This window comes from Metabacillus kandeliae (assembly GCF_021166585.1).
Taxonomy (GTDB): domain Bacteria; phylum Bacillota; class Bacilli; order Bacillales; family Bacillaceae; genus Metabacillus_B; species Metabacillus_B kandeliae.
The window spans coordinates 255633-270226 of the sequence record NZ_JAJOZE010000003.1 but is presented as its reverse complement, the minus strand read 5'-3'; the positions used below and the strand labels follow the sequence as shown (position 1 = coordinate 270226).

Below are 14594 nucleotides of genomic sequence, written 5' to 3'. Positions count from 1 at the left end.
TCAATTTGCTTTTGATTGTTCCCCTCACCTATACTATAATTATAACGTTACGGAAAAAAATAGAGGTGAATAACGTGCTGGATCGTTTGCAGGCGGTTGAAAACCGCTACGAGAAACTCAATCAGCTTTTAATGGATCCTGATATTATCAGCGACACGAAGAAGCTGCGCGAATATTCAAAAGAACAGTCTGATATACAAGAAACGGTTGAAGCATACCGCGAATATAAAGAAGTGGACCAGCAGATCAAAGAAGCAAAGGCCATGCTTGATGAGAAGCTTGATGCTGAAATGCGCGACATGGTTAAAGAAGAGCTTTCCGAGCTGACTGCACGGGAGCAGGAGCTTTCTGAACGCTTGAAAGTGCTCCTGCTGCCAAAAGACCCGAATGATGACAAAAACGTTATTATGGAGGTCAGAGGTGCAGCAGGCGGTGATGAGGCAGCCCTTTTTGCAGGAGACCTTTACCGCATGTACAGCCGTTTTGCAGAGATGCAGGGCTGGAAAACCGAAGTAATGGAAGCGAACACAACAGGTGTCGGCGGCTACAAGGAAATCATTTTTATGATTTCCGGAAAAGGCGCTTATTCCAAAATGAAGTTTGAAAACGGAGCGCACCGCGTGCAGCGAGTTCCTGAAACAGAGTCAGGCGGGCGCATTCATACGTCGACAGCAACGGTTGCCTGCCTTCCGGAAGCGGAAGAAGTGGAAGTGGACGTCCATGAGAAGGACATCCGCGTTGATACGTTTGCTTCCAGCGGACCAGGCGGACAGAGCGTTAACACGACAATGTCGGCTGTCCGTTTAACACATTTGCCGACAGGTGTTGTTGTATCCTGTCAGGATGAAAAATCACAGATTAAAAACAAAGAAAAGGCGATGAAGGTCCTTCGCGCCCGCGTTTATGACAAATTCCAGCGGGAAGCACAGGCGGAGTATGACCAAAACCGCAAGCTTGCTGTTGGTTCCGGCGACCGTTCTGAGCGGATCCGCACATACAATTTCCCGCAAAACCGCGTGACCGACCACCGTATCGGCCTGACGATCCAAAAGCTTGATCAGATTTTGGAAGGCAAGATGGACGATATCATTGATGCGCTGATCATGGAAGATCAGGCAAACAAGCTCGAGCAGGCCACAGAGTAATGAAAACCATTTTTGAAGCCCTAAAATGGGCTTCTTCTTTTTTAGTCTCTGCGGGAAGAGACGAAAATGCGGGGGAGCTGCTGCTGAAAGAGCAGCTGAACATGAGCCGTTCAGCTCTTTTGGCAAATTTAAGGGAAAAGCTTGAATCTGAACAGCTTGCCATATTTGAAAAAACCGTCAAAAAACATGCAGACGGCATTCCGGTGCAGTATTTGCTCGGCTATGAAGAATTTTACGGCAGGCGGTTTATCGTAAACAAAGAAGTGCTGATCCCAAGGCCAGAAACTGAAGAGCTTGTGGAAGGAATTCTAAACAGGGCAGCAGCGCATTTTGGAAACGAAGCAGTTTTAAAAGTAGCAGACGTTGGCACAGGGAGCGGAGCCATCGCCATCACCCTTGCCCTTGAAAACAGCCAATTCAGCGTTTCAGCGATTGATATTGCAGCGGAATCCTTAACAGTAGCTGAAGAGAATGCGAGGCAGCTGGGAGCAGCGGTTGCTTTCTATGAAGGAGATCTTCTGAAACCGCTGTTGGAGAAAGGGCAAAAAGTTGACATTATCGTATCGAATCCTCCCTATATCCCGGACGAAGACGTGCTGAGTTTATCACCTGTTGTAAAGGACCACGAGCCAATGCGTGCGCTTGCAGGCGGCAAGGACGGCCTCAATTTTTACCGGGAGCTGTGCAGGCAGATTCCGCAGGTTATTGAAAGCCGGGCCCTGATTGGATTTGAAATCGGCGCAGGTCAGGGAGAGGATGTAGCAGGCTTGTTAAAAGCAGCCTTCCCTGAAGCAGAAACTGAAATTGTTTTAGATATAAACGGCAAAGACCGAATGGTATTTGCGATGATTTAAGAGGCTGGGACATAAGTATTTCAGACAATGAAAAACCCGAATGATTAGGTGGATTTATGTGAATTATTCCCCTAATAGTTCGGGTTTTTATTTGGTATAAGAAGAGTTTATTCTTCCTAAGGATCGTAAACTTTAGTGGAATGGAGCGGAAGCCACTCAACTCCTGCGGGAAGAAGAGGAAAGGCTGAGATTCCGCAGGCGAAGCCAAGGAGGCTAAAGCCTTCCTCCCCTCGGAAAGGGAGTGGCTGCAGCGCAATGGAACGAACCTGTTCCTCCAGCTGAACTATTCATATCATCTAGACATTGTTCGTCTTAGAGGATAGTTGTTACAGTTATGTCCCAGCCCCTTTTTGTGTGGATAAAAAACGATTGACAGTGACCTTGCGTTAAGAGGCAATGAACGCTGACAATTAAAAATACTAGTTTCCTAGATTTTTAAAAAACCATGTTTAAAAGTTTCTCCCCCTGCCCATACTGATTCTATCGAGGGGATGGTGGAGAAAATGAAAAAACAATGGATTGCCATTATATATATCTTTCTATTAATTGCAGGTGCGCTTCTTAGCACCTATAAAGAACCGCTTAAAGCACATGCAGAAGAGCCGCCTGTTGTGATTCCGGATGAAGCGATACGGTTAAGGATTTTAGCCAACAGCAATTCAGATGCCGATCAGTCACTGAAGCGGGAGATCAGGGATGAGGTTAACAAGGAAATTACAAAATGGGTGAAGGATTTGACGAGCATAGAAGAGGCGCGCAAGCTGATTAAAAGCCGTCTGCCTCATATTAAGGCCATTGCAGAAGGTGTTCTGAAAAAAGAGCACTCCAAACAAACGGTAAAAGCGGAATTTAACTCGAGTGTGGATTTCCCGACAAAAATGTACGGCAATTATATTTACCCGGCAGGAAATTATGAAGCGATCTTAATCACACTTGGCAATGGAGAAGGTGCGAACTGGTGGTGCGTGCTGTTCCCGCCCCTTTGCTTCCTTGATTTCTCAAACGGAGAGGCTGTGAAGGATCCTGGTGCATCCCAGCCGGAAACAAAGCCTGTGCAGACAGCTGACAATAAGCAGAACGGGCAAAAGGTAGAAGTCAAATTCTTTTTAGTAGAGTGGTTTGAAAGCCTGTTTTCCTGAGTCTCTCCTTCATGCGGGGAGGCTTTTCTAGTAAGGCGATATAAAAGAAAAATGCTGATTGTTACGCACCTGTTGATTGGAGCGGAAAGCGGACGCCTGCAGCGGAAATAAACAGCCTAATTAAAAGAGCCTCTAGTAAAAGAGGAATAAAACGGATTTCGGCTCATAGATTGGGAGTATCAAACGATACGGGGTGGGGACATGTTCTATCAATTAAGAATGGCTGAAAGCAACGATGCGGTAAAGTTAAAAGAGTTTATGACCATCGCAGGAGTCAGCACGGCAGGAGTCGAGGAAAACATTGCTTCCTTTATTATTATGGAGGACCAGCAGGAAGAGATTGCAGCCTGTCTCGGCATTGAAAGGTATGAACAGGACGGACTGCTGCGAGCTCTTGTTGTTTCAGATAAATTGGACCAGGCTCACATCCTGTCTCTCTTTAAAAGTGCCGGCTCGCTTGGCAAAAAGATGGCTGTCAGCAGGCTTTACCTGATAACGAACAGACAGTCATCAATAGATTTTCTAAAATTCGCCGGATTTGAAGCAGTCGATGGAGAAGTTCCTGGACATCTTCTGCATTCAGAGCACGTAAAAGAATCCATGCAAAAAAAGGGAGCGACATTGATGGCGAGACATTCCTGAGCAATTCTTGTGGAAAAAATCAATTATCAACAAAGTTATGCACAAATCACATGATCTTATCCACAAATTGTGGATAAGGCTTGTTTTTGGGCAGGTTCTCTTTTATACTTTCATGAGGATTAACCGAGAATACTAACAGATACAAGGAGAATACAACAACATGAAGACGAAAAGCTGGACTGTGGATAGAAAGGATGATTTATCCCGAAGTTATCCACAAATCTCACAGGCAGCAGCCCTTTTAAAAGAAAATGAACTGGTCGCTTTTCCGACGGAAACGGTTTATGGATTAGGCGCGAATGCCCAGTCAGATGAGGCTGTCGCCAAAATCTATCAAGCAAAAGGACGGCCCAGCGACAACCCGCTGATTGTCCATGTGGCAGACAAAGAGCAGGTAAAAAAGATTGCGGCCAAGATCCCGCCTTTGGCTGAAAAACTAATGGAAACATTCTGGCCAGGCCCTCTTACACTTGTTCTTCCTAAACAAGACGGCCTTTCAAAACTTGTCACAGCTGGTCTTGAAACCGTTGCTGTCAGAATGCCGGAGGACGCACTCGCGCTTGCTTTGATTAAGGAATCAGGCTTGCCGATTGCTGCCCCGAGCGCTAATCTTTCCGGCAAGCCGAGCCCGACGCTCGCTGAACATGTGGCCCATGATTTGACCGGGAAAATTGCCGGAATTCTTGATGGCGGCCCAACTGGAGTTGGAGTAGAATCCACTGTTGTTGACTGCACAGGTGAGGTGCCAGTGATTTTGCGGCCTGGCGGCATTACAAAGGAACAGCTTGAGGAAGCTGTCGGAACAGTTGAAGTGGACAGGGCTCTTTTGAAAGAAGGCGAAGCTCCAAAGGCACCTGGCATGAAATATACACACTATGCGCCAAAAGCGGATTTGTACATTGTAAAAGGCAGCATGGAGTACCTTCAATCGCTTGTTGATCAGGAAAGAGCAGCAGGCAGAGAAGCAGGTGTGCTCACCACAGAAGAAAATAGAGCAGCATATGACGCAGACGCTGTACTTGCAGCAGGCTGGCGCAGCAAGCCTGAAACTATTGCGGCTCATTTGTACGAAGTGCTGCGCCAATTTGATGAAAGAGACCTGGACGTTATCTACAGTGAATCTTTTTCAGAAGAAGGCGTAGGCTCTGCCATTATGAACCGGCTGATGAAGGCAGCAGGCCAGCGTGTGCTGACAGAAAATCACTGATGTTCTAACGTTCTAACCCTCCTGGGATAAGCATAGGCTAAAACAGGCATGTCCGGGAGGGTAAGGAATGAGCATTGAAGCATATATAGGTGAATTTCTGACACTGACTTTAATGGCGTTTGCTTTAGGGATGGATGCATTCTCGGTAGGACTGGGAATGGGAATGATTAAGCTCCGCTTCAGGCAAATTTTTTACATAGGCCTTACAGTGGGATTTTTCCACATTTGGATGCCGCTCGCCGGCATGATAATCGGCAAGCTGATTTCCGGAAAGCTTGGCACGATCGCAGGCTATGCAGGCGGAGTGCTGCTTATGCTGCTTGGACTTCAGATGCTGCTCTCTTCCTTTAAAAAAGATGATTCACCGCTCATTTCTCCGGTTGGATTCGGTCTGTTTATTTTTGCGACAAGTGTCAGCCTTGACAGCTTTTCCGTCGGTCTGACGCTCGGAATCTACGGAGCTAAGCAATATGTGGCGATTGTGATCTTCGGCGCTGTGAGCATGCTCCTCACATGGGCCGGCCTTTTAATAGGAAAAAGAGTGAAGGGCTGGCTCGGCAAATATGGTGAAGCTCTTGGCGGAACGATCCTTTTTGCTCTCGGGCTGAAGATGTTTCTTCCCTTTTAAGAAGATGTTTCTTCCCTTTTAAGAAGATGATTCATCTTCTTTTTTTATTTGCCGCAGGACGCATGGTGTAAAGGTATGTTCCTGTTATATCAAGGATTTTTGGATTATAATAAAGTAAGCGGAAGGGGGAACGTTATGATCAATATCTTGTTTGTTTGCACTGGAAATACATGCCGCAGCCCGATGGCCGCAGCTCTGCTGAGAGATATGAAAGCAACGGGCAATATGCAGGTAAAATCAGCCGGTATTTATGCAGCGGACGGCGGCAGCGCTTCCCGGCTGGCCGTTGAAGTCCTTCAGGAAAAAGGAATAGAACCAAACCATACATCAGCCATGCTGAAAGAAGAGCAGCTCATCTGGGCGACTCATGTCCTCACAATGACTGAGGCCCATAAGCAAATGATTCTGGACCGGTTTCCGGAAGCAAAAGGGAAAACATGGTCACTTTCAGAGTTTGCCTCTGAAGCCGGTATGAAACCGGATGATGTCCAGGACCCGTACGGAGGATCAATCAGCACGTACCGGGAAACACGCGATGAGCTGGAAAGGCTGATTGGACTTATATTGAAGAAGCTTGAACAGGAGACATAATGAGAGTATGGAAGGTAAAAAAATCAAGCATGCAAAGGTGATGAAGGATGCCTATTATGGAAGCTTGGAAAAATGATCTCATAGCAGCGCTTGGCGATTTTGAAATGCAGGCACCGCTCCGGCCGTTTGATGTCATGGCAGTAGGATGCAGCACAAGCGAAGTGGTCGGCGAGAAAATAGGTACTGCTGGAACAGAAGAAATAGCAGAAATGATTTACAGCGTTCTTTCCGATTATAAAGAAAGAAATAGCATTGAACTTGCCTTTCAGTGCTGCGAGCATTTAAACAGAGCATTGGTTGTCGAACGTGAAACTGCCCTTGCGAGGGGGCTTGAGGAAGTATCGGTGATCCCTGTGCGTAAGGCTGGCGGCGCCATGGCAACCTATGCCTATCACCGGATGAAGGACCCGGTTGTCGTTGAGTTCATCCAGGCTGAGGCCGGGATTGACATCGGCGACACATTCATCGGCATGCATTTAAAGCATGTGGCCGTTCCAGTCAGAAGCAATGTGAAGGAAATTGGCCATGCGCATCTGACGATGGCCAAAACCCGTCCGAAGCTGATCGGCGGAGAGCGGGCAGTTTATCTGCCTAATGAAGAAAATCAGTCCTGCACATAAAGAGGCCGCCTGCAGTCAGCAGGCGGATCTTTTTATTTTGGAAGCGATATGGTTGGCGAATTCTTCAGGCTTGCTGCTGTAGAGGTGCTGGAATTTTACTGCATCTCCCTGGTAATTCATAGAGATAAATTGATTGAACAGTCCTTTTTTTAAGCGGAAACTCCGAACCTTTTCATATTCGTAGATTTCTGTGAACCCAAATCCTGTAAAAGAATCACCTGTAAAGATCAGCTTTTTAGAAGTTGCCGCCAGCAGGCCTGGTTTTGTGATCTTATAGGCAGTGATTTGGATCGTACACCTAATGGATGCGATGATCTCGTCATCAGCCTCCATATATTGCCTTATGTTTTTTACCCCTGCTTGCAATTAGCATCAGCCCCTTCCTCTAACCCTTATTTTTCCATCAACTGCTAATATCTTCAACTATTTTTTTATAAGCGAACATTTCCTTCTGATATAAAGGAATTATTCGCTAAAAAGCGCTTTCATAATGGCTGATTTTCTTTTACAACCGCAAAAGAATTCGTGTACAATGAAAAAAGAGTCTTATTTTCAAAAGGGGGACTGCACAATGGAATTTTTGCCAAAACAGGATGAAGCAGTATTCGAAGCAATTCAAAAGGAATTCAAGCGCCAGCAGACAAAAATCGAGCTGATTGCTTCTGAGAACTTTGTCAGCCAGGCTGTCATGGAGGCACAGGGATCTGTGCTGACGAATAAATATGCGGAAGGCTACCCTGGAAAACGCTACTACGGCGGCTGCGAGTATGTCGACATCGTTGAGGACATTGCCCGCGACAGAGCGAAGCAATTATTCGGTGCAGAGCATGCCAATGTTCAGCCCCATTCAGGCGCCCAGGCAAACATGGCTGTCTATTTCACGATTCTTGAGCAGGGCGACACAGTCCTTGGGATGAACCTGTCTCATGGCGGACACTTAACACACGGCAGTCCAGTCAATTTCTCAGGCGTTCAATACAAGTTTGTCGAGTATGGTGTTGATGAAGAGACCCATCTTATCAATTATGAGGATGTTGCCGAGAAAGCACGCTTACATAAGCCGAAGCTGATTGTAGCTGGAGCCAGTGCCTATTCCCGAACAATTGACTTTAAAAAATTCCGCGAAATCGCTGATGAAGTCGGCGCATACTTTATGGTGGATATGGCGCATATTGCCGGCCTTGTGGCAACAGGCCATCACCCTAATCCTGTTCCATACGCAGACTTTGTGACAACAACAACGCATAAAACACTCCGCGGTCCGCGCGGCGGCATGATTCTCTGCAAAGAGGAATTTGCGAAGAAAATCGACAAGTCCATTTTCCCTGGCATTCAGGGCGGTCCGCTCATGCATGTGATCGCAGCAAAAGCTGTCGCATTTGGCGAAGCCCTTCAGGAGGATTTCAAAACCTACTCAGCCAAAATTATCGAAAATGCCAAACGCCTTGCAGAAGCACTGAAAAAAGAAGGCTTGAATCTTGTTTCCGACGGAACAGACAATCACCTTGTGCTGCTTGACGTGCGGTCCCTGAACCTGACCGGCAAAGTAGCTGAAAAAGTGCTGGATGATATCGGCATTACCGTTAACAAGAACACCATTCCATTTGATCCGGAAAGCCCCTTTGTAACTAGCGGCATCCGTATCGGTACAGCAGCTGTGACAACACGCGGTTTCGGCGCAGAAGAAATGGACGAGATTGCTTCCATTATTGCAGAAGCTCTAAAGAACCATGAATCAGAAGAAAAGCTGAAAGAAGCCCAAAGCCGTGCAGAAGCACTGACAGGGAAATTTCCGCTTTATCAATAATGGCCAGCAGGCTTGTTACACTATTAGATACAGCCGCCAATCATAATTAGCGGCTGTATCTTTTTTATTTTAAATGAAAAATGCCTTTTCCTGTTTCCATGCTGATGGGCAAGGATGAATGCTGATGGATAATTTTCCAAGAAAGATTTTCCTTCTTTAATCCGAAAGTAAATCGATTCGTCATCTGGCGCAGTTTCTCTCCAGCCCCGTTGTAAGCAATGAAAGACACATTACTATAAATGAAGGCAAGTCCCTCATTTTCTTCAATAACTAAATCATTGAACTCTGCTTTGAGCTGAACACCCTCCTCTCTCAACCCGGCAAACCAATCATTTGCAGATTCCTGCCACCTTGAAATACCTTTACACTCCCAGTCAGCCCAGCAATCATAAACGTGAATGTTAGCTGCGTATGCTGATGCAAACTTTTCCGCATCCTGTTCAAAAACGGCAGACTTATAGTTTTCTATGACATCCTGGACCTTTGTTAATTCAGCAATCATCTTCTATTCTCCTTAGTTTTCTGAATAATAAGATAATACATTTGGAGTTTAACATATTGTGGAAAAGGAAGCTATACAAAATTCCCCGGGAAATGCAGGCATTTACTCGATTTCTGTCATTTCTTCTGTTTTCGCCTTGAAACGTCAGCTTTTTTTCTGTAAAATCTATGGAAGTGTAAACAAAAAGGAGATGAGCCAAGTGGGGAAAGTTTATGTTTTTGATCATCCGCTGATTCAGCACAAACTTACATACATTCGTGACGTCAATACAGGAACAAAAGAATTCCGCGAGCTTGTCGATGAAGTGGCTTCTTTAATGGCCTTTGAAATTACGCGCGAGCTTCCGCTGGAGGAAGTGGACGTAACCACACCTGTAACGAATGCGAAGTCAAAAGTGCTGGCAGGCAAAAAGCTTGGAATTATTCCGATTCTTCGTGCCGGTCTAGGAATGGTAGACGGTATTCTGAAATTAATCCCAGCTGCTAAAGTAGGGCATATCGGTCTTTATCGCGACCCTGAAACGCTGAAACCTGTTGAATATTACGTAAAGCTTCCAACAGACGTAGAAGAGCGTGAATTCATCGTTGTTGATCCGATGCTTGCAACAGGCGGCTCTGCCGTTGAAGCCATCAACAGTTTGAAAAAGCGCGGTGGAAAAAACATTAAATTCATGTGTCTGATCGCAGCTCCTGAAGGTGTAGAAGAAGTCAAAACGGCTCATCCAGACGTAGACATCTACATCGCAGCGCTCGATGAAAAGCTCAATGAAAAAGGATATATTGTTCCTGGCCTCGGTGACGCAGGCGACAGATTGTATGGAACAAAATAATGAAAAGCCTCTCTTTAATAGGGAGGCTTTTGCTTTATTTTTAACTAAAGGGAGGGGAGCGCATATAAACCGCGGAACCCGCATGTAAAGGAAGAAACGCGAAAGTAAGCTGCGGAACCTGCATGTAAAGGGATAAACCGGCATGCAAGCAAAGAAACCTGCAAATAAAAATCTCAAAGCTGCATATAAAATTCAAAAATCTGCAAATAAAAATTCGAAAGCCGCAAATAAAAACCTGAAACCCGCATATAAACCCGCTTTTAACCCACTTTCAATGAAGGGAAATGATACAGAAGGCTCTGCACAGTGCGATTTTACCCTGTTTTTAATCAAAACTGGCCTCAAACTGAGAGTTTTTCTCTCAAATCAGCCTTCTGCATTTCCCATCGCCTCCCGGGGATAATACCCAGAGAGGTGATATCCATGCTAAAACAGTTTCTTCTTATAATATGTTCGCTTGTCATTCTAACGCCGACTTCAAAAGCAGCAGCTTTTCCAAAGCATCCGCCTTTGCCGGCAGAGAAGGCTTCTGATCGCATTCAGATGGTCATTGTAATAAAAGAAGATTTATGGCCTTCTTTTTCTAAAAAGCTGAAAACCAAATTTTCAGCTGTAACTGTTAAAAGAACCTACAGAAATGTTTTTAAAGGAGTTTCAATAGAAGGAAGACGAAAGGACATCCAGCAGGTTCTAGCAGATCCTGCTGTCATGCAGTCTGGCCCTGTCACTGTTTATCAGGCGGAAATGGGAGAAAGCGTGCCGTTTATCGGGGCGGAGGAAGCCCGCCGGTATTATGATCGGCATCACCGCCGCCTTACTGGGAAAGGCATCAAAATCGGGATCATTGATACAGGTCTTGACTATGAGCACCCTGACTTAAAACAAAATTATAAAGGCGGCTTCGATGTGATCGAAAACGATGCTGATCCTATGGAAACGAAAGGGGCAGAGGGCATCGCCACCTTGCATGGAACACATGTCGCAGGGATCATCGGGGCAAACGGAAAGCTGAAGGGAGTTGCCCCTGAAGCCTCGCTTATTGCCTACCGAGCACTCGGACCAGGCGGAAGCGGAACGAGCGAGCAGGTGATTGCTGCGATAGATAAAGCGGTGGAAGACAAGGTCGATGTATTGAATTTATCGCTTGGCAACAGCATTAACGGTCCGGATTGGCCGACAAGCCTTGCCCTTGATAAGGCATTTGAGAAAGGAATCGTTACGGTAACGGCGAGCGGAAATTCCGGTCCTGGAACATGGACGGTCGGTTCTCCGGGCACGTCTAAAAACTCGATCAGTGTCGGGGCCTCAACACCGCCGATGACAATTCATTTCCTTCAGGTGAAAGGGGAGCAGAAGAAAATCCAGCTGTCAGGCATGGAAGGCTCATTAAAATGGACAGCCGCCCAGCATGCAGAATTGATTCCTGCAGGCAAAGGAAAGGCTGCTGATTTTCCGAAAAATGCATCCGGCAAAATTGCTGTAGTTGAAAGAGGAAGTATTCCATTTTCAAAAAAAGCGGCAAACGCCAAAAAAGCCGGACTGATCGGTATCATTGTATTTAATAATGAAAAAGGCAAGTTTTCTGGAAGCATTGAAAAGGACATTGGCATAAAAGCAGCCGCAATCTCACGGGAAGATGGCCAGTGGCTGAAAAACCAGGCAAAAGGGCCGCTGCAGGCTAGAATACTGGCGAAGGAAGGCAAGGACCAGCTGGCAGAGTTCAGTTCAAGGGGTCCTGTTACACACAGCTGGCAGATAAAGCCGGATGTTGTAGCGCCCGGAGTTGAAATAAACAGCACAGTACCGGAAGGCTATCTTCCGCTTGACGGAACAAGCATGGCAGCTCCCCATGCAGCAGGTGCTGCAGCCTTAATCAAACAGGCGCATCCTGACTGGACACCCGAGCAGATTAAATCAGCTCTTATGACGGCAGCCATTCCGTTATATAAAGGAAAAAGAAGATTGTATGATCCGATAGAACAGGGGGCAGGCAGAATCGATATCGCTGCGGCAATCAAGACAGAAACTCTGATTACACCTGGATCCTTAACGTTTTCTTCCTATTCCAAATCAATGACGAGAACCAGACGAAAAGCAGTGCTTACTTTTGAAAACAGTTCATCAAAGCAGCAGAAGATCTCCTTTTCCTATCCTAAAAAGGAGAGCGGTCTGACATGGAAGCTTCCGCATTCCTTCTCAGTTGAAGCAGGCGGGAAGAAAGCAGTGCCTGTTGAACTCGAAGTTTACCCTTATAAGATGAAGGAAGGAATCCATCAAGGCTGGCTGGAAGTGACAGCAGGCGGGAAAAACAAAAAGCTTCCTTATATATTCGCAATTGATGAACCCGATTATCCAAGGATAATGGGATTTGATTTCAAGCAGGGGCCTGGAAGAAACACCCTGCAATATGAAATATATCTTCCGGGCGGCGCCGATGAAGCGGGCATAGCCTTATATGATCCCGTTGCCTATACGTTTAAAAGCTTTCTGGACTGGACAAGATGTGCACCTAGAGGCATGTTTAAAAAGCAGCTGGATATGCGAAAATTGAAGATAGACCCAGGTCATTATAAGGCACTTGTTTTTGCAAAAAAAGGAAACAAAGAGGATGTGCTGGAGGTCGAATTGGAGATCCCTTTTTAAGTCAATATAGGATGCTTGGAAAAAATGTGAACGTTTTGTGATAGGCGGCGGGGCAAGGAATTTTTTAGCTTTTATCTCATTGACACCGCCAACTGTCTATTGTATGCTTAACGAGGGTAATGATAAGGTTTTCAAATCTTGGAAAATACCCGCTAAATATCCCCATTTTAATCCTTTTTTCACGAGATCGCGAGGATTGCGAATGAGACAAAAACAGCGCCATCCGTTTCAATCAATGGCAATCATGTATGCTATCCTGTCACAGCTGGCTGGCTCAGTTTTGATCGGGATTTTTGCCGGGAGATGGATCGACGGGTATGTTCATTCCGCACCGCTGTTTTTGATAATTGGCCTTCTCATCGGACTTTCTGCTGGCATATTCGGAATGCTGAAGCTTGTCCGCCACTATTTTCTAGGAGACTAGCATCTAAATGTCTGACTTACACCTCATGTTCCGAAGGTACCTAAAATACATACTTTATTTCCTTGCGCTTTGTGTGCTTGGTTACGGTTTTACTGAGTTTAAAGACATATTCCTTGGAGTGATTCTTGGGACAGGCTTTGGTCTGTATAATCTTTGGACGATGGTACGGAAACAGAGGCAATTCAGCCGGGCATATGATGAAGGCAAACGAATTCGTTCTTTGGGGACGCTCTCCAGAATGGCGTCTGCCGGAATTGCCATACTTATTGCCATGAAATATCCGGAGCAGTTCAACGTTTATTCTGTAGTGTTTGGATTAATGACGATCTATTTTGTCATTATGATAGATTATTTCATCGTTCATTTACGTTCATAGCTGGAAGCGAGGTGAATATGGTTGGAACACAAAGCACCTGAGGTGGAATTTTTAGGACTTTATTTTAATTTGGCCAATATTATGATGATCACTATTGCAAGCTTAATTGTGTTTATCATTGCGGTGGTTACAACAAGATCTCTTACCCTGAAGCCGACAGGCAAGCAGAATTTTATGGAATGGGTCATTGATTTTGTCAGAAATATCATTAACAGCACTATGGACTGGCAAACTGGAGGGCGCTTTTTAACACTCGGCGTAACCCTCATTATGTATATTTTCGTTTCCAATATGCTTGGACTGCCTTTCTCATTCAGTACTGCCGATGGTACTTTATGGTGGAAATCACCGACAGCCGATCCGGTTATTACGCTGACGCTGGCTGTTATGATTGTGGCGCTCACGCACTATTACGGCATCAAGATTAAAGGAACAAGCGAGTACTTAAAGGATTATGTAAGGCCATTCTGGTTCCTGCTCCCGATTAAAATCATCGAGGAATTTGCGAACACGCTGACATTGGGGCTGCGGCTTTACGGTAACATCTTCGCCGGAGAAATTCTGCTCGGATTGCTTGCAGGCATGGCAACAAGCGGATACGCAAACAGTGCGGCAAGCGGCATTACCGGTACACTTGGAGCAATCATTCCAATGTTCGCATGGCAGGGCTTCAGTATCTTCGTAGGCGTCATCCAGGCTTTCATCTTCACAATGCTGACAATGGTTTATATGTCTCACAAAGTGAGCACTGACCATTAATCAATAGCAACTGCTTTAAATGAAACAAAAAATCTTACAGTTTTTATAAATTAAGGAGGACTTTTATTATGACTTTAGGTGTAATCGCAGCTGCGCTAGCAGTAGGTTTGGCGGCAGTAGGCGCCGGTATTGGTAACGGACTTATCGTAGGACGCACAATCGAAGGTATGGCTCGCCAGCCAGAACTTAGAGGAACTCTTCAAACAACAATGTTCGTTGGTATCGCATTGGTTGAGGCACTTCCAATCATCGCAGTCGTTATCGCATTCATGGTTCTTAACCGTTAATTAGCGCTTTAAATGAACTGGAAGGCAACAGCCTGCCGGTACATTCATAGAAAGAAATGGCGAAGATCATTCGGAAGAACCTTCGCCATTCCTTTATGGTTTAATATTATTCTTTCTTTACCATCCTTATCCTCCTTTCTG

Annotated in this window: 18 protein-coding genes; 16 read left to right on the top strand and 2 right to left on the bottom strand. The window is 45.6% G+C overall.

What is annotated here, in order from left to right:
- The first annotated feature begins 74 nt into the window (after window positions 1-74).
- The 8 genes from prfA (at window position 75) to LRR81_RS10520 (ending at window position 6826) form a co-directional block, all read left to right on the top strand.
- Complete coding sequence (prfA, locus tag LRR81_RS10555; RefSeq protein WP_231789329.1) at window positions 75-1145, top strand: peptide chain release factor 1; 1071 nt, start codon at window positions 75-77, stop codon at window positions 1143-1145.
- On the top strand, window positions 1145-1999 hold the full coding sequence (gene prmC / locus LRR81_RS10550; RefSeq protein ID WP_231789328.1) for a peptide chain release factor N(5)-glutamine methyltransferase: 855 nt from the start codon (window positions 1145-1147) through the stop codon (window positions 1997-1999). The genes prfA and prmC overlap by 1 nt, the downstream gene beginning before the upstream one ends.
- Before the next feature lie 503 nt (window positions 2000-2502).
- Entirely contained in the window at window positions 2503-3138 is a 636-nt protein-coding gene (gene spoIIR, locus LRR81_RS10545; RefSeq protein WP_231789327.1) for a stage II sporulation protein R, read from the top strand.
- A 201-nt stretch (window positions 3139-3339) separates the two neighbouring features.
- Window positions 3340-3780: a hypothetical protein gene (locus LRR81_RS10540; RefSeq protein WP_231789326.1), complete on the top strand. Its 441-nt coding sequence runs from the start codon at window positions 3340-3342 to the stop codon at window positions 3778-3780.
- A gap of 160 nt (window positions 3781-3940) precedes the next feature.
- Window positions 3941-4987 (top strand): L-threonylcarbamoyladenylate synthase, encoded by a 1047-nt coding sequence (locus LRR81_RS10535; RefSeq protein WP_231789325.1) that lies wholly within the window; start codon window positions 3941-3943, stop codon window positions 4985-4987.
- Between the two features lie 67 nt (window positions 4988-5054).
- The gene (locus LRR81_RS10530; RefSeq protein WP_231789324.1) at window positions 5055-5615 is read left to right on the top strand and encodes a manganese efflux pump MntP; all 561 of its coding nucleotides are present in this window, start codon (window positions 5055-5057) and stop codon (window positions 5613-5615) included.
- Between the two features lie 135 nt (window positions 5616-5750).
- On the top strand, window positions 5751-6206 hold the full coding sequence (locus LRR81_RS10525; RefSeq protein ID WP_231789323.1) for a low molecular weight protein arginine phosphatase: 456 nt from the start codon (window positions 5751-5753) through the stop codon (window positions 6204-6206).
- A 47-nt stretch (window positions 6207-6253) separates the two neighbouring features.
- Window positions 6254-6826, top strand: coding sequence for a TIGR01440 family protein (locus tag LRR81_RS10520; protein ID WP_231789322.1), 573 nt, complete (start codon window positions 6254-6256; stop codon window positions 6824-6826).
- Window positions 6827-6841: 15 nt separating this feature from the next.
- Here LRR81_RS10520 and LRR81_RS10515 read toward each other — a convergent pair whose 3' ends face one another.
- Window positions 6842-7192 carry a PH domain-containing protein gene (locus LRR81_RS10515; protein ID WP_231789321.1) on the bottom strand — a complete coding sequence of 117 codons (351 nt, stop codon included), beginning with the start codon at window positions 7190-7192 and terminating at the stop codon, window positions 6842-6844.
- Window positions 7193-7397: 205 nt separating this feature from the next.
- Between LRR81_RS10515 and glyA the strand changes: the two genes are divergently transcribed.
- Window positions 7398-8633, top strand: coding sequence for a serine hydroxymethyltransferase (gene glyA, locus LRR81_RS10510; RefSeq protein ID WP_231789320.1), 1236 nt, complete (start codon window positions 7398-7400; stop codon window positions 8631-8633).
- 64 nt (window positions 8634-8697) lie between these two features.
- Here the strand turns inward: glyA and LRR81_RS10505 are convergent, their stop codons facing one another.
- A complete protein-coding gene (locus LRR81_RS10505) occupies window positions 8698-9135 on the bottom strand; it encodes a YybH family protein (protein WP_231789319.1) in 438 nt (145 codons plus the stop codon).
- A gap of 199 nt (window positions 9136-9334) precedes the next feature.
- Here LRR81_RS10505 and upp point away from each other — a divergent pair, with 199 nt between their 5' ends.
- From upp to atpE, 7 genes are all read left to right on the top strand, one after another.
- Window positions 9335-9964, top strand: coding sequence for a uracil phosphoribosyltransferase (gene upp / locus LRR81_RS10500; RefSeq protein WP_231789318.1), 630 nt, complete (start codon window positions 9335-9337; stop codon window positions 9962-9964).
- A gap of 142 nt (window positions 9965-10106) precedes the next feature.
- Entirely contained in the window at window positions 10107-10367 is a 261-nt protein-coding gene (locus LRR81_RS10495; protein ID WP_231789317.1) for a hypothetical protein, read from the top strand.
- Window positions 10368-10387: 20 nt separating this feature from the next.
- On the top strand, window positions 10388-12607 hold the full coding sequence (locus tag LRR81_RS21240; protein WP_269448598.1) for a S8 family serine peptidase: 2220 nt from the start codon (window positions 10388-10390) through the stop codon (window positions 12605-12607).
- Between the two features lie 202 nt (window positions 12608-12809).
- Complete coding sequence (locus LRR81_RS10485) at window positions 12810-13031, top strand: AtpZ/AtpI family protein (protein ID WP_231789316.1); 222 nt, start codon at window positions 12810-12812, stop codon at window positions 13029-13031.
- A 7-nt stretch (window positions 13032-13038) separates the two neighbouring features.
- A complete protein-coding gene (locus LRR81_RS10480) occupies window positions 13039-13407 on the top strand; it encodes an ATP synthase subunit I (protein WP_231789315.1) in 369 nt (122 codons plus the stop codon).
- A gap of 21 nt (window positions 13408-13428) precedes the next feature.
- Window positions 13429-14166 (top strand): F0F1 ATP synthase subunit A, encoded by a 738-nt coding sequence (gene atpB / locus LRR81_RS10475; RefSeq protein WP_269448597.1) that lies wholly within the window; start codon window positions 13429-13431, stop codon window positions 14164-14166.
- Window positions 14167-14234: 68 nt separating this feature from the next.
- The gene (gene atpE / locus LRR81_RS10470) at window positions 14235-14453 is read left to right on the top strand and encodes a F0F1 ATP synthase subunit C (RefSeq protein ID WP_231789314.1); all 219 of its coding nucleotides are present in this window, start codon (window positions 14235-14237) and stop codon (window positions 14451-14453) included.
- Window positions 14454-14594 lie beyond the last annotated feature (141 nt).